Source organism: Actinomadura mexicana (assembly GCF_900188105.1).
Classification (GTDB): Bacteria; Actinomycetota; Actinomycetes; order Streptosporangiales; family Streptosporangiaceae; genus Spirillospora; species Spirillospora mexicana.
Window position 1 is genome coordinate 183,852 of sequence record NZ_FZNP01000001.1, and the last position, 24,970, is coordinate 208,821.

22 protein-coding genes are annotated in these 24,970 nt (G+C 72.7%); 9 read left to right on the forward strand and 13 right to left on the reverse strand.

Annotated features, from left to right (window positions below):
- Positions 1-17 precede the first annotated feature (17 nt).
- From CHC11_RS00795 to CHC11_RS00820, 7 genes are all read right to left on the reverse strand, one after another.
- A complete protein-coding gene (locus tag CHC11_RS00795) occupies positions 18-995 on the reverse strand; it encodes a hypothetical protein (RefSeq protein WP_089309605.1) in 978 nt (325 codons plus the stop codon).
- A gap of 61 nt (positions 996-1,056) precedes the next feature.
- Complete coding sequence (locus CHC11_RS00800) at positions 1,057-2,001, reverse strand: ATP-binding protein (protein WP_089309606.1); 945 nt, start codon at positions 1,999-2,001, stop codon at positions 1,057-1,059.
- A gap of 152 nt (positions 2,002-2,153) precedes the next feature.
- Positions 2,154-2,906 carry an energy-coupling factor ABC transporter ATP-binding protein gene (locus CHC11_RS00805; protein WP_089309607.1) on the reverse strand — a complete coding sequence of 251 codons (753 nt, stop codon included), beginning with the start codon at positions 2,904-2,906 and terminating at the stop codon, positions 2,154-2,156.
- The gene (cbiQ, locus tag CHC11_RS00810) at positions 2,903-3,667 is read right to left on the reverse strand and encodes a cobalt ECF transporter T component CbiQ (RefSeq protein ID WP_089309608.1); all 765 of its coding nucleotides are present in this window, start codon (positions 3,665-3,667) and stop codon (positions 2,903-2,905) included. Before cbiQ ends, CHC11_RS00805 begins: the two co-directional genes overlap by 4 nt.
- Positions 3,667-4,023, reverse strand: a complete 357-nt coding sequence (locus tag CHC11_RS41935; RefSeq protein ID WP_218825886.1) for a PDGLE domain-containing protein — start codon at positions 4,021-4,023, stop codon at positions 3,667-3,669. Before CHC11_RS41935 ends, cbiQ begins: the two co-directional genes overlap by 1 nt.
- Before the next feature lie 11 nt (positions 4,024-4,034).
- On the reverse strand, positions 4,035-4,745 hold the full coding sequence (locus tag CHC11_RS00815; protein WP_218825887.1) for an energy-coupling factor ABC transporter permease: 711 nt from the start codon (positions 4,743-4,745) through the stop codon (positions 4,035-4,037).
- Between the two features lie 134 nt (positions 4,746-4,879).
- Entirely contained in the window at positions 4,880-5,494 is a 615-nt protein-coding gene (locus CHC11_RS00820; RefSeq protein ID WP_089309609.1) for a mycothiol-dependent nitroreductase Rv2466c family protein, read from the reverse strand.
- Positions 5,495-5,659: 165 nt separating this feature from the next.
- Between CHC11_RS00820 and pepN the strand changes: the two genes are divergently transcribed.
- Together pepN and CHC11_RS00830 are read left to right on the forward strand one after the other, a co-directional pair.
- A complete protein-coding gene (gene pepN / locus CHC11_RS00825; RefSeq protein WP_089309610.1) occupies positions 5,660-8,194 on the forward strand; it encodes an aminopeptidase N in 2,535 nt (844 codons plus the stop codon).
- 95 nt (positions 8,195-8,289) lie between these two features.
- A complete protein-coding gene (locus CHC11_RS00830) occupies positions 8,290-9,291 on the forward strand; it encodes a hypothetical protein (protein ID WP_089309611.1) in 1,002 nt (333 codons plus the stop codon).
- Here CHC11_RS00830 and malQ read toward each other — a convergent pair.
- Positions 9,263-11,365, reverse strand: a complete 2,103-nt coding sequence (gene malQ, locus CHC11_RS00835) for a 4-alpha-glucanotransferase (protein ID WP_089309612.1) — start codon at positions 11,363-11,365, stop codon at positions 9,263-9,265. The genes CHC11_RS00830 and malQ overlap by 29 nt on opposite strands.
- A 28-nt stretch (positions 11,366-11,393) precedes the next feature.
- Positions 11,394-12,815: an amidase gene (locus tag CHC11_RS00840; RefSeq protein ID WP_179278624.1), complete on the reverse strand. Its 1,422-nt coding sequence runs from the start codon at positions 12,813-12,815 to the stop codon at positions 11,394-11,396.
- Positions 12,816-13,037: 222 nt separating this feature from the next.
- On the opposite strand from CHC11_RS00840, the gene CHC11_RS00845 reads away from it, so the two are divergent.
- From CHC11_RS00845 to CHC11_RS00855, 3 genes are all read left to right on the forward strand, one after another.
- Complete coding sequence (locus CHC11_RS00845) at positions 13,038-13,850, forward strand: nuclease-related domain-containing protein (RefSeq protein WP_089309614.1); 813 nt, start codon at positions 13,038-13,040, stop codon at positions 13,848-13,850.
- A 251-nt stretch (positions 13,851-14,101) separates the two neighbouring features.
- Positions 14,102-15,964, forward strand: coding sequence for a dihydroxy-acid dehydratase (gene ilvD / locus CHC11_RS00850; protein WP_089309615.1), 1,863 nt, complete (start codon positions 14,102-14,104; stop codon positions 15,962-15,964).
- Between the two features lie 95 nt (positions 15,965-16,059).
- Entirely contained in the window at positions 16,060-16,407 is a 348-nt protein-coding gene (locus CHC11_RS00855; protein WP_089309616.1) for a DUF1330 domain-containing protein, read from the forward strand.
- A 4-nt stretch (positions 16,408-16,411) separates the two neighbouring features.
- On the opposite strand, the gene CHC11_RS00860 is transcribed toward CHC11_RS00855, so the two are convergent.
- Positions 16,412-16,630: an FmdB family zinc ribbon protein gene (locus tag CHC11_RS00860; protein WP_089309617.1), complete on the reverse strand. Its 219-nt coding sequence runs from the start codon at positions 16,628-16,630 to the stop codon at positions 16,412-16,414.
- A gap of 18 nt (positions 16,631-16,648) precedes the next feature.
- Positions 16,649-17,158, reverse strand: a complete 510-nt coding sequence (locus tag CHC11_RS00865) for an HNH endonuclease (protein ID WP_089309618.1) — start codon at positions 17,156-17,158, stop codon at positions 16,649-16,651.
- 261 nt (positions 17,159-17,419) lie between these two features.
- On the opposite strand from CHC11_RS00865, the gene CHC11_RS00870 reads away from it, so the two are divergent.
- Together CHC11_RS00870 and CHC11_RS00875 are read left to right on the forward strand one after the other, a co-directional pair.
- Positions 17,420-19,522, forward strand: a complete 2,103-nt coding sequence (locus CHC11_RS00870; RefSeq protein ID WP_089309619.1) for a prolyl oligopeptidase family serine peptidase — start codon at positions 17,420-17,422, stop codon at positions 19,520-19,522.
- Positions 19,519-20,301: a class I SAM-dependent methyltransferase gene (locus CHC11_RS00875; RefSeq protein WP_089309620.1), complete on the forward strand. Its 783-nt coding sequence runs from the start codon at positions 19,519-19,521 to the stop codon at positions 20,299-20,301. The genes CHC11_RS00870 and CHC11_RS00875 overlap by 4 nt, the downstream gene beginning before the upstream one ends.
- A 387-nt stretch (positions 20,302-20,688) precedes the next feature.
- Here the strand turns inward: CHC11_RS00875 and CHC11_RS00880 are convergent, their stop codons facing one another.
- Positions 20,689-21,291, reverse strand: coding sequence for a GNAT family N-acetyltransferase (locus CHC11_RS00880; RefSeq protein WP_089309621.1), 603 nt, complete (start codon positions 21,289-21,291; stop codon positions 20,689-20,691).
- A 5-nt stretch (positions 21,292-21,296) separates the two neighbouring features.
- Positions 21,297-22,946, reverse strand: coding sequence for an NsdA family TPR-like regulatory protein (locus CHC11_RS00885; RefSeq protein ID WP_245918639.1), 1,650 nt, complete (start codon positions 22,944-22,946; stop codon positions 21,297-21,299).
- 392 nt (positions 22,947-23,338) lie between these two features.
- Between CHC11_RS00885 and CHC11_RS00890 the strand changes: the two genes are divergently transcribed.
- Positions 23,339-23,623 (forward strand): hypothetical protein, encoded by a 285-nt coding sequence (locus CHC11_RS00890; protein WP_089309623.1) that lies wholly within the window; start codon positions 23,339-23,341, stop codon positions 23,621-23,623.
- A gap of 298 nt (positions 23,624-23,921) precedes the next feature.
- Positions 23,922-24,953, forward strand: coding sequence for a mechanosensitive ion channel family protein (locus CHC11_RS00895; RefSeq protein WP_089309624.1), 1,032 nt, complete (start codon positions 23,922-23,924; stop codon positions 24,951-24,953).
- The last annotated feature ends 17 nt before the right edge of the window (positions 24,954-24,970 follow it).

Below are 24,970 nucleotides of genomic sequence, written 5' to 3' on the forward strand. Positions count from 1 at the left end.
CGGCCCGCGCGCGGGGGTCAGGCGCCGTCCCGCTTGCGGTCGATCATCGTCCGGTCGTCGAGGTCGAGGTCGTCGTCCTCGGGGGCCTCGCCCTCGGAGCCTTCCTCCGGGCCGTCCTCGGAGCCCTCCGCCGGCTCCCGCGGTCCCTCCGGCGCCTCTTCCGGGCTCCCCTCCTGCCGCCCGTCCGGCGTCCCCTCCGGCTCTTCGGGCGCCTCGGGGGCCGGCTGCTCCTGCGGCGGCGCGGGCGCCTGCGGCGGCACGGCCGGCACGCCGAACTGCCCCGGCTGCGGGGGATGCGCGACGGGCGCGGCGCCCCAGGCGGGCTGCTGCGGCTGCCCCTGCGGCGGGACGTAGGGGACGGCGGAGGGGTGCGGCTGCATCTGCTGCGGATAGGGCTGCTGCCGCATCGGCGCGCCCTGCGGGGCCAGGTAGGGCTGGGCCGGGGCGTAGGGCTGCCGCGGCCGGGGCCCGGACGCGTGGGTGCGGGCGAGGAAGAACCCGGCCAGCGCGCCGAGCCCGGCCAGCCACCCGAACGCGAAGCCGAAGGAGGCGCCCTGGCCGACCGTGGAGCTGAAGGTCCGGCCGAACGACCCGTCGTGGAACTCGAACGCCCAGCGGGTCAGCGGCGCGGCCACGATCCCGGCGACGCCGCCCGCGACGACCGCCGCCCACCAGCCGATGACCAGCGCGCCGAACGGGCCGCGCTCGGGGTCCGCCAGCCGGGCGCCCGCCAGCACCAGGCCCACCAGGACGCCGAAGAAGACGAGCAGGCCGAAGTCCTCCGCGACCACCTGCTTGACGCCGAGGCTTCCCGCCGGAGTGATCCGCCAGGCTAGCGTGAGCAGCCACGACACCACCGGCCCGATGCCCTCGTCGTACCTGATGTCGCTCTTGTTGATCTCGTCGACGACCCACTGGTTGCCGAAGAGCAGCGCGAGGAGGGCCATGGGAACCACCGCGCCGCCCGTCATCGCGAGCATCCGCCGCATCGTCATGGCGGGCAGAGTAGTGCCGTTCCGTCTCCGCCGGTAGGGCCCGGACTACCCGCAGTAGGGGCTAGCGGGTGGGGACGGGGAAGCGGAACCCGGGGTCGACCTGCGCTTCGAGGTCCTCCCCCGCGGCCCGGCTCGCCCAGCTGCGCGCGTTCTTGACGTGGAACTCCACGGCCTGCCGCTGGAACTCGTCCCAGTCCTTGACCCGGCCGTCCACCTCGGCGCGCATGCGGTCGAGGGCGGCGAGGTTGCCGTCCTCCAGCGCGACGCCGTCCCGGCCCTGCTCCAGCGCCCGGACGGCGGCGGACTGGCCGACCCACGTCAGAAGGTCGTCGCCGACGTGCTCGCGCAGGTAGGCGACGTCCTCCTCGGACTGCACCTTGTTGCCGACGACGCGGATGGCGACGTCGTAGTCGCGGGCGTACTCGGTGTACTGCCGGTAGACGCCGACGCCCTTGCGGGTGGGCTCGGCGACCAGGAACATCAGGTCGAACCGCGTGAACAGGCCGGAGGCGAACGTGTCGGCGCCGGCGGTCATGTCGACGACGACGTACTCGCCGGGCCCGTCCACCAGGTGGTTGAGGTAGAGCTCCACCGCGCCGGTCTTGGAGTGGTAGCAGGCCACGCCGAGGTCGTCGTCGTTGAACGGGCCGGTGGCGAGCAGCGTGACGCCGTCGACCTCCTGGCCCGCCTCGTGGAAGGGGTCGTCGCCGCGGAACCGCAGCAGCCGCGACCCGGAGCCGGGCGGGGTGGTCTTGACCATCGCGGCCGCGGAGGAGATGCGCGGGTTGGCGCCGCGCAGGTGCTCCTTGAGCCCGGTGAGCCGGTCGCCCAGCGCGGGGATCTTGGCGGCACGGCCCTCGTCGAGCCCGAGCGCCACGCCGAGGTGCTGGTTGATGTCGGCGTCGATGGCGACCACGGGCAGCCCGCGTCCGGCCAGATGGCGGACGAACAGCGCCGACAGGGTGGTCTTGCCGCTGCCGCCCTTGCCGACGAACGCAACCTTCATGAATGCCCCCATTCTGGATATGAAAACCGTTACCACTGTCAGGTAACGAGTCTCCCGGAGCGGAGCCGGGCGGGCAAGCGGAACGGCCGAAGTGCCGGCGATCCGGCGCGGGGCGGGGCGGGGCGGGGCGGGTCAGCGCGGGGCGGGGAGGGTCAGCGCAGGGCCGCGGCCGGGTCGAACCCGAAGGGCAGTTCCAGGCGGTGCGCCGCGAGCAGTTCGGCGTCGGTGAGCAGGTCGCGGGTGGGGCGGTCGGCCGCGATGACGCCCCCGGAGAGGATCACCGACCGCGGGCACAGCTCCGCCGCGTACGGCAGGTCGTGCGTGACCATCAGGACCGTCACGTCCAGGCTCAGCAGGATCTCGGCGAGCTCGCGGCGGCTGGCCGGGTCCAGGTTGGAGGACGGCTCGTCCAGCACGAGGATCTCCGGCTCCATCGCCAGGACGGTGGCGACGGCGACGCGGCGGCGCTGGCCGAAGCTGAGGTGCTGCGGCGGACGGCCGGCGGCGTCCAGCATGCCGACGCGGGCCAGCGCGTCCCGCACCCGGCGGTCCAGGTCGGCGCCGCGCAGGCCGAGGTTGGCGGGGCCGAACGCGACGTCCTCCCGGACGGTCGGCATGAACAGCTGGTCGTCGGGGTCCTGGAAGACGATCCCGACGCGGCGGCGGATCTCCCGCAGCGCCTTCCTGTCCTTCGGGTCGACGGCGAGACCGCCCACCCGGACCTCGCCCAGGCCGCCGTGCAGGATGCCGTTCAGGTGCAGGACGAGCGTGGTCTTCCCGGCGCCGTTCGGTCCGAGCAGGGCGACGCGCTCCCCGCGCCCGACCGTCAGGTCGACGCCGTACAGCGCCTGCGTGCCGTCGGGATACGCATAGGCGAGGCCCTTCACCTCCAGCGACGGGGTCATGAGGCCATCCAAGCAGCCAGCGTGACGAGCGCCGCGGCCGAGGGCAGCGCGGCGGCGGCCGTCCACTGCGCGGCGGTCGCGCCCGCGCTGTCGACGACGGGCATCCGGCCCTCGTACCCGCGGCTCACCATGGCCAGGTGCACCCGCTCGCCGCGCTCGTAGGAGCGCAGGAACAGGGCGCCCACGGACCTGGCGAGCACCCCCGTCGCGCGGATGTCGCGGGCCTCGAAACCGCGGGCCGCCCGCGCGACCCTCATCCGGCCGAGCTCCGCGGCGACGACGTCGCCGTACCGCAGCATGAACGTGGCGATCTGCGTGATGAGCTGCGGCATCCGCAGCCGCTCGATGCCGAGCAGCAGCAGCCGCGGCTCGGTCGTCGCGGCCAGCAGGATCGACGCGGCGACGCCGAGGGTGCCCTTGGCGAGGATGTTCCAGGCGCCCCACAGCCCGCTCTCGCTCAGCCGCAGCCCCAGCACGGTGATCTTCTCGCCGTTGGCGACGAACGGCATGAGGAAGGCGAACGCGACGAACGGCACCTCGATGACGATCCGCCGGGCGACCGTCCCGAACGGGATCAGGCCCGCCGCCGTGACCGCCGCGAGCAGCAGTGCGTACACCCCGAACGCCCAGATCCGCTCGCGCGGCGTGGCGACGACCAGCAGCACGAACGCCAGGACGGCGACGAGCTTGCACTGCGGCGGCAGCCGGTGCACCGGAGAGGCGCCCGCCACGTAGAGCCGGTGCGCGTGGCCCGCGCCCATCAGCCCTTCCGGGACGGCTCGGACGGCTCGTGCCCGCCCCGCTCCGGAGCCGTCGGCGCGGCGGCCGGACCGCGCCGCCGGACCGTCCAGAACAGCCCGCCGCCCACGAGGAGGACGAGGCCCACGCCGATCACGCCGGACAGCCCGCCGGACAGCCTCGCGTCGTCGACGCCCTTGACGCCGTAGTCGCCGAGCGGCGAGTCCTTGAGCGAGTGGTCCTTCTCCCCGGCGCTGATGCCCTTGTCCTCGGCGACCTTCTCCAGGCCGTCGGGGTTCGCGCTGGCGTAGTAGCTGACGATCCCGGCCAGGACGAGGGAGACGAGCAGGAACCCGGCGAAGAAGCGCTTGGTGGTCATCGTGGTCCTCCTCAGGCCCGGGACGGCTTCGGTCCGGCGGCGTTCCGCCCGCCCGTGCGCAGCTCCAGAGGCTTCATCAGCCCGCGCGCCCCGTACACCAGGTCGGGCCGGACGGCGAGCACGCTCGACACGGTCACCGCGGTGATCAGCGCCTCGCCGATGCCGATCAGCACGTGCACGCCGATCATCGCGGCGGCGACCTTGCCGATCGAAACGTCGGTCGTCCCCCCGGCCGCGTAGATCAGCGTGAAGGCGACGGCCGCGGCGGGCACCGAGACGACGGCCGCGGTGAACGACGCCCCCGACACCGAGGCGCGCGTCTTGGGCAGCACCCGCAGCAGCAGCCGGAACAACCCGTAACCGGTGACCACGGTGACCAGCGCCATCGTGGTGATGTTGACGCCCAGCGCGGTCAGGCCCCCGTCCGCGAACAGCAGCGCCTGCATGAGCAGGACGACCGACACGCACAGCACGCCGGTATAGGGCCCGACGAGGATCGCGGCGAGCGTCCCGCCGAGCAGGTGCCCGCTCGTCCCGGACGCGACCGGGAAGTTGAGCATCTGGGCGGCGAACACGAACGCGGCCGTCAGCCCGGCGAGCGGCGCGGTGCGGTCGTCCAGCTCCCGCCGGGCGCCGCGCAGCGCGACCCCGACCCCGGCCACCGCGACGACGCCCGCCCCGAGCGAGACCGGCGCATCGATGAATCCGTCCGGTACGTGCACGACTCAACCACCCCCACCTCTTTGCAGCTAGCAGGACTAGTTTGTCGGCATCCCCCTCGTAGTTGCAACATCCTTGCAATAGCAACCCATGTGTGGCGTGCCGGAAAGAGTGCGGGGACGGCCGCGGTCCGCGCTCAGTCGAAACTCGGGTCCTCCGTCCTCGTGCGCTTCAATTCGAAGAAACCGGGCGTGCTCGCGACCGCCAGGACGCCGTCGAAGAGCTTGACGGCGGCCTCGCCGCGCGGGATGGGGGTGACGACGGGGCCGAAGAAGGCGTGGCCCTCGACCTCGATCACCGGGGTGCCGACCTCCTGGCCGACGCGGTCGATGCCGTCCTTGTGGGAGGCGCGCACGGCCTCGTCGTGGTCGGTGGACTCGGCGGCGTCCGCGAGGGCCGGGTCGAGTCCCGCGGCGGTCAGCGACTCCTCGAAGAACGCGCGGTCGAACTTCTGCCGCTCGTGGTGCCTGCGGGTGCCCATCTCGGTGTAGAGCCGCCCGAGCACCTCGGGGCCGTACTTCTGCTCGGCGGCCGCGCACACGCGGACGGGGCCCCAGGCGTCGGCGAGCATCCGCCGGTAGCCCTCCGGGATGTCCTTGTCCTCGTTGAGGACGGCGAGGCTCATCACATGCCAGCGCACGTCGATCGGGCGCTGCTCCTGTACTTCCAGGATCCAGCGGGAGGTGATCCACGCCCAGGGGCACAGGGGGTCGAACCAGAAATCCACGGGTGTGGGAGCGTCCTCGGGCAACGTCGCCTCCTAGAGAGTGTGCATGTCCAACTAGCGACAACCCGGGTGCGACCGTCCCGATTCCCGTTGGCGAGAGGTCACCGAAGGCCGTGGCGGACGGGCCGTAGGGTCGTCCGGTTGGTAGACATGGGGACACCAAGCCTTTAAGCCGACCAAGGAGTTCATGTGGCAGGCAACCTCACGCGCGACGAGGCGCGGGAACGGGCCCGGCTGCTCAGCGTCGCGTCGTACACGGTCGACCTGGACCTCACGACGGGCGAGGAGCGGTTCGGTTCCACCACCGTGGTCAGGTTCGGGAGCGCCGAGCCCGGCGCGTCCACCTTCATCGACCTGCACGGCGCCGTCGTGCGGGAGGTGACCCTGAACGGCGAGGCCCTGGATCCCGGGTCCTACGACACCGGGAAGGGCCGGATCCCGCTCCCCGGCCTGGCGGCCGACAACGAGCTGCGGGTGGTGGCCGACTGCGCGTACTCCCGCTCGGGTGAGGGCCTGCACCGGTTCGTCGACCCGGTCGACGACAGCGTGTACCTGTACTCGCAGTTCGAGACGGCCGACGCGCACCGCATGTTCACCTGCTTCGACCAGCCCGACCTGAAGGCCACCTTCGAGCTGACCGTGAAGGCGCCGCAGGACTGGGAGGTCGTCACCAACGAGGCCGCCGACACGGCCGAGGGCGGAACGTGGCGCTTCCTGCCCACGCCGCAGATCTCCACCTACATCACCGCGCTCGTCGCCGGGCCGTACCACGTCGTCCGGGACGAGTACCGCCGCGAGGACGGCACCGTCATCCCGCTCGGCGTGTACTGCCGCGCCTCGCTGGCCGAGCACCTCGACGCCGACGCGATCGTGGACGTGACCCGCCAGGGCTTCGGCTACTTCGAGAAGGTCTTCGGCCGCCCGTACCCGTTCTCGAAGTACGACCAGCTCTTCGTGCCCGAGTTCAACGCGGGCGCCATGGAGAACGCGGGCTGCGTGACGTTCCTGGAGGACTACGTCTTCAGGTCCCGGGTGACCGACGCGGCCTACGAGCGGCGCGCCGAGACGATCCTGCACGAGATGGCGCACATGTGGTTCGGCGACCTCGTCACCATGCGCTGGTGGGACGACCTGTGGCTGAACGAGTCGTTCGCCACGTACATGAGCGTCCTGTGCCAGGCCGAGGCCACCAAGTGGAAGGGCTCGTGGACGACGTTCGCGAACCTGGAGAAGGCGTGGGCGTACCGGCAGGACCAGCTGCCGTCCACGCACCCGATCTCCGCCGACATCCCCGACATCCGCGCGGTCGAGGTGAACTTCGACGGGATCACCTACGCCAAGGGCGCGTCCGTGCTGAAGCAGCTCGTGGCCTACGTCGGCCTCGACAACTTCCTGGAGGGCGTGCGGCGCTACTTCGACCGGCACGCGTGGGGCAACACCGTCCTGACCGACCTGCTCGGAGCGCTGGAGGAGACGTCCGGCCGCGACCTGGCGTCCTGGTCGAAGGAGTGGCTGGAGACCGCCGGCGCCAACACGATGCGGCCCGAGTACGAGGTCGACGCTGAGGGCAACTTCTCCTCGTTCACCGTCCTGCAGGAGGCCAAGGCCGACTACCCGACGCTGCGGGCGCACCGCCTGGCCATCGGCCTGTACGACAGGACCGCCGACGGGCTCGTGCGGCGCGACCGGGTCGAACTGGACGTGGTCGGCGCCCGCACCGAGGTCCCGCAGCTCGTCGGCAAGAAGCGGCCCGACCTGGTCCTGGTCAACGACGACGACCTGACCTACGCCAAGGTCCGCCTGGACGAGCACTCCCTGAAGACGCTGATCGAGGACATCGGCGAGGTCAGGGACAGCCTGCCGCGCGCCCTGTGCTGGTCGGCGGCGTGGGACATGACCCGCGACGCCGAGATGGCGACGCGCGACTACGTCCGGCTCGTGGTGAAGGGGATCCGCGGCGTCACCGACATCTCGGTCACGCAGACGCTGCTGCGGCAGGCGCGCACCGCCGTCCAGCAGTACGCCGACCCGATGTGGCGCGAGGAGGGCCTCGCCCTGATGGCCGACACCCTCTCGGAGCTGGCCCGCGAGGCCGAGCCCGGCTCGGACCTCCAGCTCGCCTACACCCTGGCGTTCAGCGCGTCGGCCGTCACCGGCGAGCACCTGGCGTTCGTCCAGGGCCTGCTGGACGGCTCGCAGGTCCTCGACGGTCTCACCGTCGACACCGACCTGCGCTGGGCGCTGCTGCGCCGCCTCGTCACCACCGGCAAGGCGGGCGAGGCCGAGATCGACGCCGAGCACGAGCGGGACCGGACCGCCGCCGGGGAGCGGCACGCCGCCGCCTGCAAGGCCGCGATCCCGACCCCCGAGGCCAAGGCGGCCGCCTGGGAGCGGATCGTGGCGGGCGACCTGCCGAACGCCGTCTACCGGGCGACGCTCGGCGGTTTCGTCGAGCCGGACCAGGCCGCCCTGCTCGTCCCCTACCTCGACAGGTACTTCGCCGAGGTGGGGCGCGTGTGGAAGGAGTGGACCAGCGACATGTCCCAGACGTTCGCCGAGGTCGCCTACCCCTTCCTGGTGATCGAGCAGTCCACGGTCGACCGCACCGACGCCTACATCGCCGAGAACGACCCCCCGGCGGCACTGCGGCGGCTGCTGTCGGAGGGGCGCGACGGCGTCTCGCGCGCCCTGCGCGCCCGCGCGAAGGACGCCGCCTCCGCCTGACCCGCCCGCACCCGGCACTCCGAACCCGACCCTCCGAACCCGCCCGAAGGCCCCGTGGCCATGCGATCGTTGCATGGTCACGGGGAGGGGACGAGGTGGAGACGGCTCGCGACGTTCTGACGGCACTGGCGCGGCGCCACGCCTTCGGCGACCTGGGGGCGCTGATCGGCCAGGGCGCCCTGGCCGCGGACGGCCGCTCGGCGCCGGTCGCGGCGCTGTGCGCGTTCGGGCAGCGCGTCCTCGACCTGGACGCCGAGGACTTCGGCATGCCGGAGGAGGCCGGCGAGGTCCCGCGGGACCTCCTCGACCGGGCCCGCGCCAGCCGCATGCCGCAGGCCCCGCGGGAGCACCCCCGCGGGGCGCTCGCCAGCCTCCGCCCCGCCTACCGCCTCCTGCTGGAGGTCATCGCGGTCCGCTGGCACCGCCGCGACATGGCCGCGCTCGTCGCCGCCGTCCACATCGCCGGGGAGTACCTGCCGATGCTGGCCTGGGAGCCCGTCCTCGGCCACGCGGGCGACCCGGCCCTGATCGGGGCCGCCGTGCGCGGCGAGGGCAGCCGCTTCGGCGTCCCAGTCGAGCCGGGGTCGGCCCGCATGTGCGACCACACCCGGCCGGAGCGATCCGCGTGCGAGCGCACCCTGCGGGTCGCCAAGGAGCCGCCGTCCGGCTGGCGCGCCTACCTCGACCGCCAGCACAGCCAGGTCGCGGCGGCGCTCGGCGACTGCGCCGCCCGCTGCCGCACCCCCTGCACGGTCATGACCCGCCTGGACGACCTCGTCCGCGCCGATCTCAGCGACCGCTGCCGGCTCGCCGCCGACTTCGCCGACGGCGCCCTGGTGAAGCTGCGGCACGCCGCGCCCGTCGGCCACGGCTTCGGCGTCCCCTCGCCCGAGGAGGTCCAGGCGGCATGGACCCGCGCCCGCAGGTCCCTGTCCCGGCACCCGCTGGGCAAGTCCGCGCTGGCGGACGACGACTCCTATCCCCTGCCGGGCCTGCCGGCCGTCTTCTCGGCGGTCGCCGCCACCGACCTGCGCCCCGACACGCTCCTCCACGACGTCACGGAGCGCATCACGTCGACGCTCGCCGGAACAGCCTGAGCGCGTCGCCGGTCCTCAGGTCGTCCAGGAGGACGGGGCGGCCCTCCGCGTCCCCCAGCGGAACCCGCCAGTTCGGGTACTCGTCGACGGTCCCCGGCTGGTTCTGGGTGCGGCGCTCCCCCACGGCGTCGGCCAGGGAGATGCCGATGAGACGGGCGGGGGTCCGGGTCAGGAACTCCTGCAGGGCGGTGACGATCTCTTCGTCGTAGGCGGCGGAGCCGTCCGCCAGCGCCCGCACGACCTCGGCCGGCTTGCCGGAGAGCAGGCCCTCGGCGTGCAGCACGGCGAGCCAGTCGGTCAGCTGGCGGCGGTGGTCGTCCTCCTCCTCGGCGCGGGGACGGGTGAGCAGCCCGAGGCGGTCGCGCAGGTCGATGTGGTCGCCGTGCACGAACCCGGTGATCGGCGGCATGTCGTGGGTGCCGACGGTCGCCAGGGACAGCTCCCGCCACCGGCCCGGCGGCTTGGGGCGGCCGCGCTCGTCCCGTTCGAACCAGAGCAGGGACGTGCCGAGGACACCGCTGCCGGCCAGCGCCTCCCGCACCTCGGGCTCGACGGTGCCGAGATCCTCTCCGACGACCACGGCGCCGAAGCGCTCGGCCTCCCAGGACAGCGAGCCGAGCAGGGCGTCGCGGTCGTAGCGGACGTAGGTGCCGTCGGCGGGGGACGCCCCCTCGGGCACCCACCACAGGCGCGACACCTGCATCGCGTGGTCCAGGCGGATCCCGCCGGCGTGCCGCAGCGCGGCGGCGGCCATCTCGCGGAACGGCCGGTAGCCGGCGAGGGCGAGCGCGCCCGGCCGCCACGGCTGCTGCCCCCAGTCCTGCCCGCGCTGGTTGAACTCGTCCGGGGGCGCCCCGACGCTCATCCCGGCCGCGCAGGAGTCGCGGTACATCCAGGCGTCGGCACTGCCGTGCGGCACCCCGACCGCCAGGTCGTGGACGATCCCGAGGGGCATCCCGGCGTCCCGGGCCGCGCGCTGGGCCGCCGCGAGCTGCCCGTCCAGCCGCCACTGGAGCCACGCGTGGAAGCCGGCGCGGGCACGGTGCTCGGGGGCGTCCACCGCGCCGTGGTCGCGGGCGCCCCGCAGCCGGGACGGCCAGCGCCGCCAGTCCGCGGCCCCCTGCTCCTCGCTGATGGCGCACCACGTCGAGAAGCCGGCGAGCGCGGCGCCCTCCCTCCGCCGGAACTCCTCGAACCGCGGGTCGCGGTCCCTGCGGAGGCGGTACATCGCCTCCAAAGCCTCCAGCTTCGCGGCCCATACCGCGTCCCTGTCCAGCAGGCCCGCCCGGGCGCGCAGCTCGGCGGCGAGCATCTCGAACCGCTCCCGGTCCGCGGCGGGCAGCTCCGCGTACTCGGGCATGTCCTCGATCCGCAGATAGAGCGGCGAGGGGAAGCGGCGGCTCATCGGCGAGTACGGGGACGCTCCGACCGGCGGGACCGGCTCGGTCGCGTGCAGCGGATTGACCAGCACGAAGCCCGCGCCGAGGTCCCGCCCGCTCCAGTCCGCGAGGTCCGCCAGGTCGCGCAGGTCGCCGAGACCCCACGACGCGGCGGACCGCACCGAGTACAGCTGCGCCGTGAACCCCCACATCCTGGGCGGCGGCCGCAGCGCGCCGGGGGCCACCAGCAGCTGCGCGTACTGCGTCCGCGCCCCGTTCCGGACGCGCAGGCCGCGCCAGCCGGGCGGGACGTCCGCGAGCCCGTCCAAGGGCTCGAAGGAGCGCTCGGCGGGCGGCACGGGGGCGCGCGGCGGCGCCAGGACCTCGTCCGTGCCGGTCTCGATCTCCACCTCGGCGCCGCCGTCCAGGTGACCGCCGAGCGCCGCGCGGATCCGGCCGGCCGTGCCGCCGCCGGCCCGGCGGACGACGACGGTCGGCGGCAGCTCCCGCGCCCGCTCCAGGCGGCGGCCGAGCTCCGCCCGGACCGAGGAGGGCGAGGAGGCGTCCACCCCGAGCGCCGCGAGGACGGCGACGAGCGTGTCGCGCGAGACCGCCGCCTCCCGTCCCCGCCAGTCCTGGTAGCGCGTCGCGACGCCGTGGTGCCCGGCCAATCTGATCAGTTCGTCGTCACCCACGCCTGCACCATGCCCGGTGCGGGCCCCGTCACGCCGTCCAGACCGGGGGCTTGCGGCCGATCCAGGGACGGGCCTCCTCCAGCTGCGCGGACAGCGAGATCAGCGTGCCCTCCCCGCCCAGCCGTCCGGCGAGCATGACCCCGATGGGCAGGCCCTCGCCGTTCCAGTGCAGCGGGACGTTCACCGCGGGCTGCCCGGAGATGTTGTACATGGCGCAGAACGGGGTGAAGTGCGTCTGCCGCCGGAAGTTCTCCTCCGGGTCCTGGTCGTGGAAGTACCCGACCGGCACGGGCGGCATGGCGAGGGTGGGGTGCAGGATCGCGTCGAACCCGTCCATCACCGGGAACGCCGCGCGCAGCGCCCCCTGCAGCGCCGCGTGGGCCTGGAACAGCTGGGGCGCCGTCGTCTTCTCGCCGTACCCGCGCAGCCAGCGGGTCAGCGGCTGGAGCAGGTCCTCGCTCCCCTCGGGGACGGGCGTCATCGTCGCCATCACCCCCCACAGCGTCGCGAAGTGCGGGACGAGGTCGGAGCCGAGCACCTGCGGAAGCTCGACGACCTCGTGGCCCAGCTCCTCGATCAGGGCCGACGCGTCCTCGTAGGCGGCGACGCAGTCGGGGTGGACCTCGACGTCCGGCACCGGCGGCCGGAGGCTCCGCGCGATCCGCAGCCGGCCCGGCGCGCGGTCGGCGCGGTCGAGGAAGGGCCCGTCCGCCTGCGGCGCCCGGTACAGGTCGCCCGGCATGTGGCCCGACATGACGTCCAGCATGAGGGCGGCGTCGCGGACGGTCCGCGCGATCGGCCCGTTGGTGGAGAGCCCGAACAGGTCGGGGATGACCGGCCCCTGGGAGATCCGGCCGCGGGTCGGCTTGATCCCGAACAGCCCGCACACGCTGCTCGGGATCCGGATCGAGCCGCCGCCGTCGCTGCCCTGCGCGACCGGCGCCAGCCCGGACGCGACCGCCGCCGCGGCGCCGCCGCTCGAACCGCCGGCCGACCGGGACGGGTCCCACGGCGTGCGGGCCGGGGGCGACACGGCGCCCTCGGTGTAGCAGGGCAGGCCGAACTCGGGGGTCGCGGTCTTGCCGAGGAGCACCGTCCCGGCCGCCGCGAGCCTGGCCGCCACGTGGTCGTCGGCGAACCCGGTCAGCTCGGCGTAGACCGCCGAGCCGAACGTCATCCGGACGCCGTCCACCATGTTCAGGTCCTTGATCGGCACCGGGACGCCGTGCAGCGGCGGCAGCTCCACCGGGTCCCCGTCCAGCACCGCCTTCTCGGCGCGGCGCGCCTCCTCGCGGGCGCGCTCGGCGGTGACCGTCACGTAGGCGCCCACCTGCTCGTCCAACCGTTCGATGCGGGCCAGGTAATGGTCGGCGAGCTCGACCGGGGAGACTTCCCGGGCGCGGACGGCGGCGGCCATGCGGGTGGCGCTGAGGTCATGAATCTGTGTCACGATCCGGAACGCTAGACGCCGTGTGCGCGGGCATCAATGAGGGCACACACGACAGCAGGGCGGAAGGAGATTAGTACTGGCCTACCCGACCGCGCCGTAAGAGAATCACTGACGTGGGGCGACAAAACATTAACCCGGCATGACTGGTCGCCCACCCTCCCGATGATTACTCTGCGCACGGAGGATCATGCCCCCGATGGAAAAGGAATACGGAGCGTCACCATGGCGACCATGGAACGGGGCAACACGCAGAATGCCAGGGCGCGACCCGAGTCGGAGGAGACGCGTGAACACGATGACCCGACACCGGTGAAGGAGCGGTTCGAGGGGAGCGCCGCCGCGGCGATGCTCGACGATCCCAAGATCCGCCGCTGGGCGTACCGGATCGGCGCGGCCGTCGTCGCCGGCGCCGCCGTGCTCGTCTCGGCCGGCTGGCGGCTCGGCCTGACCGTCGCGGTGCTCGTCGTCATCGGCGACTACGTGCGGCAGTCCCGCAGGAGCTCCACCGTGACCGCCTGGCAGAAGTCCTCGGCGGCGGAACGGCGCACCGAGAAGCAACTGAAGTCCCTGCGGCGCAACGGATACCTCGTGCTGCACGCGCGGGCCGTCCCCCGCGACGACGAGGGCGTCAGCGACGGGCGGATCGACCACCTGGTCATCGGGCCGAGCGGCGTCTACGCCATCGACTCGGAGAAGTGGGACAAGCGCCTCCCCGTGCGCACCATGTCCCACCTCAAGCTCTTCCACGGCCCCTTCAACAAGAAGGACCGGCTGGACGAGGCGCGCTGGGAGGCCCAGATGGCGAGCATCATCCTCGCCGAGCGGGTCGGCTTCGACGTGCCGGTGCAGCCGTCGGTGGCGATCTACGGCCCGTCCATCCCCTGGAAGGTCATGCGGGTGCGGGACGTCGACGTCTACGCGGGCAACCGGGCGCGCTCGTACCTGCGCCGCCGCCCGAAGATCCTCACCGAGAGCGACGTCCAGCGCATCTTCCAGGCGGCCGAGGACGCCCTGCCGCCGAAGTACCCCGACTGAGGACGAGGGCGGCCCCGCTTTCCCGGGCCGCCCGCCGCAAAGCCGGGACACCGCCGTCCCGGCTTTTTTCCTGCCCTCCGGCGGTTGGTAGCATCGGAGGCCACAGGCCGGCCCGGGCGCGAACCTCCGCTGAGCCGGCGGCAGCGCCGCGACCCGCCGCTGCCCGTACACCTTCCAGGCGACCCGCCCGCCCACGCCGAATCATGCGCGGCCCGTCGCCCCCCGCACGCCACAGGTTTGGAGAGGTCGAAATGCCACCGCTCAGGTCACGCACGGTCACCCATGGCAGGAACATGGCGGGCGCCCGCGCGCTCATGCGGGCCAGCGGCGTCGAACGCGAGGACTTCGGCAAGCCGATCGTCGCGGTGGCCAACAGCTTCACCCAGTTCGTGCCCGGCCACGTCCACCTGGACGAGGTCGGCAAGGTCGTCGCCGGCGCCGTCCGGGAGGCCGGCGGCGTGCCCCGCGAGTTCAACACCATCGCCGTCGACGACGGCATCGCGATGGGCCACGACGGCATGCTGTACTCGCTGCCGTCCCGCGAGGTGATCGCCGACGCGATCGAGTACATGGTCAACGCGCACTGCGCCGACGCCCTGGTCTGCGTCTCAAACTGCGACAAGATCACCCCGGGGATGCTGCTGGCCGCGATGCGCCTGAACATCCCGACCGTGTTCGTCTCCGGCGGCCCGATGGAGGCAGGCAAGCCCGTCGAGGGCGTGATGGACGGCAACAAGCTCGACCTGATCGACCCGATCATCGCCTCCGCCGACTCCTCCATGCCGGAGGACAAGCTGCTGGAGATGGAGGAGAGCGCCTGCCCGACCTGCGGGTCGTGCTCGGGCATGTTCACCGCCAACTCGATGAACTGCCTCACCGAGGCGATCGGGCTGGCGCTGCCCGGCAACGGCACCGTCCTCGCCACCCACACCGCCCGCCGCCGCCTCTACGAGGACGCCGGCCGCACCGTGGTCGAGGTCGCCAAGCGCTACTACGACGGCGACGACGCGTCCGTCCTGCCGCTGAGCATCGCCACCCGCGAGGCCTTCGAGAACGCCATGGTCCTCGACGTCGCGATGGGCGGGTCCACCAACACGATCCTGCACCTGCTCGCCGCCGCCACCGAGGGCGGCGTCGACTTCGGGCTCGCCGACATCGACGCGGTGTCCCGCCGCGTCCCGTGCGTCTGCAAGCTCGCCCCCGCCACCGGCAAGTACCACGTCGAGGACTGCCACCGCGCAGGCGGCGTCCCGGCTCTGCTGGGCGAACTGAACCGCGCCGGCCTGCTGAACGCGTCGGCGCACTCGGTCCACTCCGCCTCCCTCGACGAGTTCCTCGCCAAGTGGGACGTCCGCTCCCCCGATGTCCTGCCGGAGGCCGTCGAGATGTTCCACGCGGCGCCCGGCGGCGTCCGCAGCACCTCGGCGTTCTCGCAGAGCGCCCGCTGGGAGTCGCTCGACCTCGACCGCGAGAACGGCTGCATCCGCTCCGCCGAGCACGCCTACACCGCCGACGGCGGCCTCGCCGTCCTGCGCGGCAACATCGCCCCCGACGGCGCGATCGTCAAGACCGCCGGGGTGGACGAGGAGCTGTGGACCTTCACCGGCCCCGCCGTCGTCTTCGAGTCGCAGGACCAGGCCGTCGAGGGCATCCTCGGCGGGAAGGTCAAGGCCGGCGACGTCGTCGTGATCCGCTACGAGGGCCCGAAGGGCGGGCCCGGCATGCAGGAGATGCTGTACCCGACGAGCTTCCTCAAGGGCCGCGGGCTCGGCAAGGCGTGCGCGCTGGTCACCGACGGCCGGTTCTCCGGCGGCACGTCCGGGCTGTCCATCGGGCACGCCTCCCCCGAGGCCGCGGGCGGCGGGATCATCGCCCTCGTCGAGGACGGCGACCGCGTCGTGATCGACATCCCGAACCGCACGCTGGAGCTGGACGTCCCGGCCGACGAGCTGGAGATCCGCCGCGAGAAGCTGCTCGCCGACCTCGGCGGCTACCGTCCCCGCGACCGCTACCGCCCGGTCAGCGCCGCCCTGCGCGCCTACGCCGCGATGGCCACGTCCGCCTCGACCGGCGCCGCGCGCGACGTCTCCCAGCTCGACCGCCTGAACGGCTGAGCATTACCCGGCGGGTAATCGCCTGCATTCCCCCGCCCGGGGCAGAGTGGTGGGTGCCGGGCGAAAGCCCGGCCCCACCACCAAGGGAGCCTGCAATGACCGCCTACGCCCTCGCTTACATGACCCCTCAGCCGCCGTTGCACGACGACGTCTTCGTCTACATGGAGCGCATCCAGGAGACCATGGACCCGTTCGGCGGCCGTTTCATCGTGCACGCCAGCGAAACCGAGGTCGCCGAGGGCCCGTTCGAGGGCGCCTACGTGATCATCGAGTTCCCGGACATGGACCGGGCGCGCGCCTGGTACGCGTCAGACGCCTACCAGGCGATCCAGGCGATGCGCAGCGACCACATTCCCGGGCACCTCGTGCTGCTCCAGGGCGTCCCGCCGGCCTACGACGTCGCCGCCACCGGCAGGGCCCTGCGCGCGGCCCAGGCCGGCTGACCGGTCAGGAGCAGCATCCTCCGCCGCAGCAGCCCCCACCCGCGCTCGGCGGGGGCTGGGGCGCCCCGCCGCGGGAGGTGCCGGTGACGGCGACCGTGGACAGGAGTTTGACGGTGTCGTCGTGGCCGGCCGGGCACGGGGCCGGGTCGGACGCATTGATCATCGGGCGGGAGACCTCGAAGGTCGACCCGCACGCGCGGCAGCGGTAGTCATAGCGAGGCACGCCCCCAGGATACGCGCGTCAGGCGGCGGGCTCGGTGACATAGGCGGCCCACTGGGGGTCGCCGTCATGGACGAGGCCGATGAGCCGCCAGTGCGCGCCCCTCGGAACGGCCGGGGTGACGGGGAGCGTCCAGCCCAGCTCCGACAGCAGGCGGTCGGCCTTGCTGTGGTTGCACGTCATGCAGGAGGCCACGCAGTTCTCCCAGACGTGCTTGCCGCCGCGGCTGCGCGGATGGACGTGGTCGATCGTCTCCGCGCGACGGCCGCAGTAGACGCAGCGGAAGTTGTCGCGGCGCATCAGCGCCGCGCGGGTCAGGGGCACGCGGGTGCGAAAAGGGATGCGGACGTAGCGGCGGAGCCGGATGACGGACGGCACCTCGACCATCATCGTGGCCGAGTGGAGCACGGCACCCGAGGTGTCGTGGTGGACGATCTCCGCCTTCTCGCGAAGCACGAGGCAGACCGCCCTCCGCAGAGGCAGCGTGGTGAGGGGTTCGTACGTCGCGTTCAGGAGGAGGACCTGTCGCATCAGACGCCCTCCGCCGGGCCGTGATGTCCGTTCGCCCCGATGGTCGCGGCGCAGCGCGCCACCCACCGGGGCCCGATTATCGTCTCCGGTACTTGCGCACTCGCCATGAGGGCCTCCCCAGGGGCGAACCGACCAGAATCAGTGTGGCGTCTGAGGGAGGCCGTCCGCTACCCCAATAATCCCCAGCCGCACACCACTCGAACACGAACCCCGCGCGGAGTACTGGGACGGGCAGCGCTTAACGGCCAATAAAGTGCATCCATGACGCCGTATCCGTCCGCGCAGCGCCAGGACATCGTCGAGGACATCCACGGCCACCGGGTCGCCGACCCCTACCGCTGGCTGGAGGACCCTGGCAGCGCCGAGACCGGCGAGTGGCGTGCCGCGCAGGACCGGCTCTTCCACACGTTCATGGACGCCCTGCCCGGCCGGGACGCGCTGCGGGCCCGCCTCCGCGAGCTGCTCGGCGCGGGGAGCGTCGGTGCCCCGGTGTGGCGGGGCGAGCGGCGCTTCTTCACCCGCCGCTCCGCCGACCAGGAGCACCCGGTGCTCTACACCGCGGACCCGGACGGGTCCGAGCGCGTCCTGGTCGACCCGACGGCCCTCGACCCCGCCGGGACGACCACGCTGGACGGCTGGCAGCCCGACAAGGAGGGCCGCCTCCTGGCGTACAAGGTGTCGACCGGCGGCGACGAGGAGTCGCTGCTGTACGTCGTCGACGTCGCGACGGGCGACCGGGTGGAAGGGCCGATCGACCGGGCCCGGTACTCCTCGGTGGCCTGGCTGCCGGGCGGCGAGGCCTACTACTACACGCGCCGGCTGCCCGCGCGGGACGTCCCGGCGGGTGAGGAGCAGTACCACCGGCGCGTCTACCTGCACCGCGTCGGCACCGAACCCGACACCGACGACGTGCTGGTCTTCGGCGCGGGCCTGGACAAGACCAACTACTACGGGGTCGGCGTCAGCCGCGACGGCCGGTGGCTCACGATCTCCGCGTCGCAGGGCACCGCGCCCCGCAACGACCTGTGGATCGCCGACCTGACCGCGTCCTCCCCCGAGGCGCCCGCGCTACGGGCCGTGCAGGAGGGCGTCGACGCCTCCACCGGCGTCCACATGGGCCGCGACGGCCGGGCCTACGTCTTCACCGACCGCGACGCGCCCCGGTCCCGCCTGTGCGTCGCCGACCCGTCCGACCTCTCCTACGGGACCTGGCGGGACCTCCTCCCCCAGGACCCCGAGGCCGTGCTCACCGACTTCGCGATCCTGGACGACCTGGAGCGCCCGGTCCTGCTCGCCGGCTGGACGCGCCACGCGATCAGCGAGATCACCGTGCACGACCTGGCGTCCGGGGAGCGGCTCGGCGCCGTACCGACCCCCGGGCTCGGTTCCATCGGCGGCATCGTCGAGCGGCCCGAGGGCGGGCACGAGGCCTGGTTCGGCTACACCGACGACGTGACCCCCTCGTCGGTCCTGCGCTACGACGCGCGCACCGGGGAGACGACCCTGTGGGCGTCCGCGCCGGGCACGGTCGACGTCCCCGAGATCGAGACGCGCCAGGTCGCCTACACCTCCCGGGACGGAACCGAGGTGCGCATGCTCGTCGCGTCCCGTCCGGGCCTCACCGGGCCGCGCCCCGCGATCCTCTACGGCTACGGCGGGTTCAACATCTCGCTCACCCCGTCCTACTCGGCGAGCATCCTCGCGTGGGTCGAGGCCGGCGGCGTCTACGCCGTCGCCAACCTGCGCGGCGGCTCCGAGGAGGGCGAGCAGTGGCACCGCGCCGGGATGCGGGACCGCAAGCAGAACGTCTTCGACGACTTCCACGCCGCCGCCGAGAAGCTGATCGCGGACGGCCTCACCACGCCCTCCCAGCTGGCGATCTCCGGCGGCTCCAACGGCGGCCTCCTGGTCGGCGCGGCCCTCACCCAGCGCCCCGACCTGTACCGGGCGGTGGTGTGCTCCGCACCGCTCCTGGACATGGTCCGCTACGAGCGGTTCGGCCTCGGCCAGACATGGAACGACGAGTACGGGACGGCCGACGACCCCGAGGAGTTCGGCTGGCTCATCAGCTACTCGCCGTACCACCACGTCCGCCCCGGCACCGCCTACCCGGCCGTCCTGTTCACGACGTTCGGCAGCGACACCCGCGTGGACCCCCTGCACGCCCGCAAGATGTGCGCCGCCCTCCAGCACGCGACATCCTCCGAGGCCCCCGTCCTGCTACGCGACGAGCCCGAGGTTGGCCACGCCGCCCGCTCGGTGACCCGCTCGGCCGACCTCACGGCCGACACCCTCACGTTCCTGGCGTCACAGACCGGCCTGGCCCTGAAAGACGAATTGACGCGTGGTCTAATAGGCGGATGAGCACGACACCGCACGAGCCGGCCGGAAGGCTGCTGGAACTGCTCCGGGAGCCGCCGGGCGAGCCCGACGTGTCGGCCGGGTACCTCGACCTGCTCGGGGCGTCCGCGAAGAAGCCGCCCTCCCTCGCCCAGTCGGTGATGGAGTCGACGCTCCTTCCGCGGATCTACGAGAAGGCGTGGCGGCCTGTCGGCTTCAACCTGGCGAAGGGCTGGCCGCTCGGTCCGGACACCGCCGAGGAGCACGCCATGGCGCGCGACTGGCTCGGCCTGGCGCAACCCGGCCACGCCGCCCGGCCGCCCGCGACCGTCCTGGATGTGGCGTGCGGCCCCGGCAACGTCACCCGCGCCCTCGCCGCGGGCGTCGATCCGGCCGGCCTGGTCGTCGGCCTCGACGCGTCCGAGACCATGCTGGCCCGCGCGGTCGCCGACACCGCCCCCGGCGACCCCGTGACCTACGTTCGCGGCGACGCCGTCGACCTGCCGTTCCGCGACGGCGCGTTCGACGCCGTCTGCTGCTTCGGCGCCCTCTACCTCTTCGACGACCCCTGGACGGCCCTGGACGGCATGACCCGCGTCCTCAGACCCGGCGGGAACCTGATCATCCTCACCTCCCGGCGCCCGCTCACCACCCCTCGCCTCGGCGCCGAACTCCTCCGCCGCGCCACAGGCTTCACCGCCTTCGGCGACCGCGAGATCACCCGCGCCCTCACCGACCGCGGCTACACCGCCGTCCGCAGGCGCCGCTACCCCCTCATGCAGGTGGCCGGAGGGGTTATCTGATGCCCTGGTGCGCCTCCGCTGGGAGTCGCTCGAAGATCGCGCTACGCTTCCACGGGAACACGCACGGCCAACCGTGCCCATGATCGACCCCCTCCTGGGGTTGGGAAGCCTCCAGGAGGGGGTTGTTCGTTTTTGTCGCCTTCCTCCTCCTCGGGCCATGCACGTGCGGGATGAGTGAAACCACCACCGCAACAACCTCGGCCCGCTCCGCAACCCCGTGACGACCTCCCGGTTGCGATCGCGTCCGAAGGCAGGTCCGAGCGAAGCAAGAACCTGATCGCGCAGCGAGCCGCAAGGCGAGCCGGAGCGATGCCGGCGATCGCCCGCATTGCCCGACGATGGAGGGCCGCCAGGCCCGAAGGAGGAGGGCACTGCAATAGGCACCGCTTAGCGCAGCGGTTTCTCGATGTAGATGTTGACGATGCCGCCTATGGTTTCGCGGCGGGTCTCCGTCCAGCCGAACTTGCTGTAGAGGGCCAGGGCGGGGGTCTGGAACTCGGTGGTGTCGGCGCGCAGGATGCGGTAGCCGTACTCCGTCGCGCGTTCCTCCAGGGCCTGGACCAGCGCGGTGCCGTAGCCGCGGCGCTGGACCGCCGGCAGGACGCGCAGGCGCACCATCTCGGCGGTGTCGAGGGTCGGGTTGCCGGGGGCGTAGCCGCCGTAGGCGCGGGCGTGGCCGCCGGGGATGAGGTCGGCCCGGCGCAGGCCGCCCATCGCGACTATCCGGCGGTCGAGTTCGCCGACGAGGAACTCACCGTTGTTGCGGAGATAGATGTTCTCCATCTGGAAGAAGTCGTGGTCGTAGTAGACGCCGTCGCCGGGGCGCAGCCCGACCTGGGCCAGGCCCTCCTGGTGCAGGGCCAGGACGACGCCGTGGTCGGCCGCGTGGTACCGGCGGATCCGCAGGTCGCCGTAGCGCCATTCGGGGGGCTCGTCCTTGAGCCGGACGAGCGTGGGGTGGCCTTGCCAGGAGGCGTTGTCGGAGCTCATCCCGGTCAGACCTGGTCCCCCGGGCGGACGGCGGCGGGCGGATCCTGGGTGGGGCTCTTCACCGAGGGCCCGGACAGGGCCTCGTAGAAGTCCGTCAGCTCCGGAATCTGGCCGTGCTTGGTCGCGACCGCAGCGCCGATCTGCCGGGCGCGGTGCACGAGGATGTCGGACCGGTGGTCGGCGGGCAGGTCGTAGATGGCCTCCCGGCCGGCCGTCAGCGCGGCCTCTGGGTGGCCGGCGTGCAGCTTGCACATCGCCCGGTCGAGCCGCACCAGGGTCAGGTCGACGCGGTCGGTGGGCGAGTAGAGGGTGAGGGCGTGGCTGAGCACCTCGTCGCCCTGCTGGTGGTCGCCGAGGTTGGTGAACGTGTCGCCCTCGTAGAAGGCCATCTGCCGGTCGGTGAACCCGAACACCAGGTCGGAGGTGTCGGTCTTGGACAGCTGGTCGAACACCGAGCGGCCGCGCACGAGCGCGCGGCGGGCGCTCGGGGCGGCGTCCCCGCGTCCGCGCATCGCCAGCATGCCGAGCGCGCGCGCCTCCACGGCGGGGGCCATGGCGGCGGCGACGCCGGGGGTCCGGCCGGCGAGGTCCTGCGCCTTGCGGGCCAGGTGCAGCGCCTCGCGCGGGTCGCCGTAGTACATCGGCACGAGGGACTCGCGGACGGTCACCCAGGCCCGCAGCTGCCGGTCGCCGGTCTCGTCGGCGGCGGTCCGCGCGGTCCGGAAGAACGAGCGGGCGAGCCGGTGGTCCCCCAGGTTGATCATGATGAGCCCGGACAGCCCGGACAGCTGCGCGGCGATCCGGCACAGGCGCTCCTGCAGCTCGACCGGCTGGCGCTTGTCGCACATGCGCCGCACCTCGCTGAAGTCGAGCAGCACGTCGCAGAGCATCCGGAGCGACGGGGTCGCCTGGTACTGCCGGCCGTAGCCGTAGGTCGTCTCCTCCCACTGGTCGAGCATGGTCGGCGAGACGGTCGCGCCGACGAGCGTGTCGTCCATCTTGCGGCGCAGGTTGTCGACGGCCCCAAGGAACTGACCGTCGAGCGCCACGCCCGCTCCGGCCAGTAACTGCAGAAGGGTCCTACGAAGCACGATGTCCTCCTCTCCCACATCAAGGGTCAGGGGGCCGTCGGCGCGGTCATGGCCCCTCAGGTCGTTGACGGTCGCCCAGGGGCGCTCCTCGCTCCTGGGCACGATCGCCCCGACGATCGCGTCGGGGTCGGGTACCGGACGCTGGTCCGGCACGCGGGGCTGCGGGACGCTCGCGGCGCCCGCACGGGTCGCGTGGCCGCGGCCGCAGATGCAGGGGCTCTGGTAGTCGAGGGCGTCGGGTTCCACCCGGTAGACGGCGCACAGGTAGTGCAGGTACTCCGGGCCGGGACGCTTGTACCCGCTCTCGTAGGCGGACAGCAGCGTCTCCCCGAGCCGCGGCAGCGGCTTGCCTTCGACCTCGTAGAGCGCCTTGACCTGCGCCACGATGTCGGACAGCGCGACGCCGTGGGCCAGCCGATGCGCCTTGATCCGGCTGGTCCCGAACAGCGGCCCGCACTGCTCGTGGATCTCCTGCGCGATGTCCACCGGGCCCCGTCCTCGTGCCAGGGCGTGCGCGCGGATCCGGCGAGCCACGTCCATCTCTCTCCGAGGGGGGTCCGACATCCGGCCTCCTCCCGTCGGGCCGGAACGCCGCCCCCTCAGGGGGGTGGGCGGTCGTCCCTGCCACGGCGACCGGTCGATCTGGCCACGACAGATGATTGCTTGCGCACGCAGCGTAATCCCCGCCACAGTCCCCGCCAAGCGATTCCGGAGAAGTGATGACGGCCGGGACGCACCCCGCACCCCGTGGGTAGAGAATTTTCCTCCGAGGGGAGGAGGACTTCTCCTGAGGTGGGGGAATCCGGTTCTTCGGCGCCCCGCCGCCCCCTTGACCGGTCAGTGTGGGAGTTGGAAACCTCTCGTGTTGTGATCGAGCGAATCCGGAGAGTCGGCCGTCCGGTCGACCGGGCAGGGTGCCCGCGGGCGATCCGCCCGCCTAGGGAGGGGGTGCGAAGGTGGTCAGCGACAGACGCGTCGGCTACCTCGAAGAGCTGGAGCATGAACTGGACACGCGGGGCCTCGTCTCGCGCGTCGTCAGGACCCGCTCGGGGCCGGCCTTCCTGAGGGTCGTGAACCCCGAGGCCGCAAGCCTCGCGGAGGACGTCACCTGCGCGCCGGCCCCCGAGACCAAGGACCACTACTTCTGGTGGTCGTGGGGCGAGCGCATGCACCGCGTCGACGACGTCGGCGGCGCCGCCCTCAAGCTGGCGCACGTCCTCCAGCCGCTCGCCGCGAGGTGAGCGGACGCTCCCCGGGGTCCTGAGCCCCGATCCGAGCTCCATCACAGACTCGGGCGCCCGCCGGCAGGGCGTCCAGCGAGACCGGGCGTGTCCCGCGTGGCCGCGGCGAAGGGCGCGGCAGCCGCGGACCAGGCGGGACACGTTCGCCCGGTAGACCCCCTCCCCGGCCAGTCCCCGTCACCCGCCTCGGCGTTCGTATGAACCGGTCGGAACCGTCCCCTACGATCGGGCTCGTACCGCCGCCGGTCCATGGCGAGGTGGCGAGGAACCGCAATGGCCGGGGAGGGTCTGCCACACCATGTCTCTGTTCGCGTCGATCGGCGTGCCGCTGGCCGTGTCGCCGGTCGCCAAGCCGTTCCTGCCCTGGGCCGAGAAGGGCACCCCCGAGGCGGCCTGCAAGAACACGGACCCCAGCGTCTCGTGCCGGCTGGTGTGGAACGTCTCGAAGAACACCGACTTCACCCGGTTCTGGGCCACCTGGCTGGACAAGCCGCTCAGCACGCTGCTGTGGATCATCCTGACCTTCGTGGTCGCGCTGATCGTGAAGAACATCGCGCACCGGATGATCACCAAGGTCACGCTGCGGATGGCCGAGGGCACGATGTCGGAGAAGGTCCGGGAGCGGTCCCGGACGGTCTTCGAGGGCAGCCCCGCCCTGCTCAACAAGCGGCGCGCCCAGCGGGCCCAGACGCTCGGCTCGGTGCTGCGCTCCATCGCGTCCATCATCATCATGGGGACGGCCGCGTTCAGCATCCTCGGCTCCCTCGGCCTCAACCTCGCCCCCATCCTGGCCAGCGCCAGCGTCATCGGCGTCGCGGTCGGCTTCGGCGCGCAGAACATCGTCAAGGACTTCCTCGCCGGCCTGTTCATGCTGCTGGAGGACCAGTACGGCGTCGGCGACGTCATCGACGTGGGCAGCGCCAAGGGGACGGTCGAGGCCGTCACCCTGCGGGTCACCCGCATGCGGGACGTCGACGGCGTCGTCTGGTACGTGCCGAACGGCGAGATCAAGAAGGTCGGGAACGAGTCGCAGAACTGGGGACGCGCCGTCCTCGACATCCCGGTCGACATCAGCGAGGACACCGAGAAGGTGAAGGAGATCCTGCAGGCCACCGCCGACGAACTGGTCGCGGACGCGCCGTGGAACGACGTCGTCCTGGAGCAGCCGTCGGTGTGGGGCGTGCAGGCCCTCGCGGGCGACGCCATCGTGATCCGCGTCGTGCTGAAGACGGTGCCGGGCCGGCAGGGCGACATCGCCCGCGAGCTGCGCGAACGCGTCAAGCGGGCCTTCGACGAGGCGGGCGTCACCGTCGCCACCCCCGCGCCCTAGCCCGCCTTCCCAGTGGA

Excerpts from the sequence above, each read along its gene's own strand:
- CHC11_RS00845 (WP_089309614.1), top strand. The coding sequence starts at position 13,038 with ATGGCGACCATGGAACGGGGCAACACGCAGAATGCCAGGGCGCGACCC.
- CHC11_RS00800 (WP_089309606.1), bottom strand. The coding sequence starts at position 2,001 with ATGAAGGTTGCGTTCGTCGGCAAGGGCGGCAGCGGCAAGACCACCCTG.
- CHC11_RS00875 (WP_089309620.1), top strand. The coding sequence starts at position 19,519 with ATGAGCACGACACCGCACGAGCCGGCCGGAAGGCTGCTGGAACTGCTC.
- CHC11_RS00885 (WP_245918639.1), bottom strand. The coding sequence starts at position 22,946 with ATGTCGGACCCCCCTCGGAGAGAGATGGACGTGGCTCGCCGGATCCGC.
- CHC11_RS00880 (WP_089309621.1), bottom strand. The coding sequence starts at position 21,291 with ATGAGCTCCGACAACGCCTCCTGGCAAGGCCACCCCACGCTCGTCCGG.
- CHC11_RS00805 (WP_089309607.1), bottom strand. The coding sequence starts at position 2,906 with ATGACCCCGTCGCTGGAGGTGAAGGGCCTCGCCTATGCGTATCCCGAC.
- CHC11_RS00795 (WP_089309605.1), bottom strand. The coding sequence starts at position 995 with ATGACGATGCGGCGGATGCTCGCGATGACGGGCGGCGCGGTGGTTCCC.
- CHC11_RS00870 (WP_089309619.1), top strand. The coding sequence starts at position 17,420 with ATGACGCCGTATCCGTCCGCGCAGCGCCAGGACATCGTCGAGGACATC.
- cbiQ (WP_089309608.1), bottom strand. The coding sequence starts at position 3,667 with ATGGGCGCGGGCCACGCGCACCGGCTCTACGTGGCGGGCGCCTCTCCG.
- CHC11_RS00895 (WP_089309624.1), top strand. The coding sequence starts at position 23,922 with ATGTCTCTGTTCGCGTCGATCGGCGTGCCGCTGGCCGTGTCGCCGGTC.
- CHC11_RS41935 (WP_218825886.1), bottom strand. The coding sequence starts at position 4,023 with ATGACCACCAAGCGCTTCTTCGCCGGGTTCCTGCTCGTCTCCCTCGTC.
- CHC11_RS00855 (WP_089309616.1), top strand. The coding sequence starts at position 16,060 with ATGACCGCCTACGCCCTCGCTTACATGACCCCTCAGCCGCCGTTGCAC.
- CHC11_RS00865 (WP_089309618.1), bottom strand. The coding sequence starts at position 17,158 with ATGCGACAGGTCCTCCTCCTGAACGCGACGTACGAACCCCTCACCACG.
- ilvD (WP_089309615.1), top strand. The coding sequence starts at position 14,102 with ATGCCACCGCTCAGGTCACGCACGGTCACCCATGGCAGGAACATGGCG.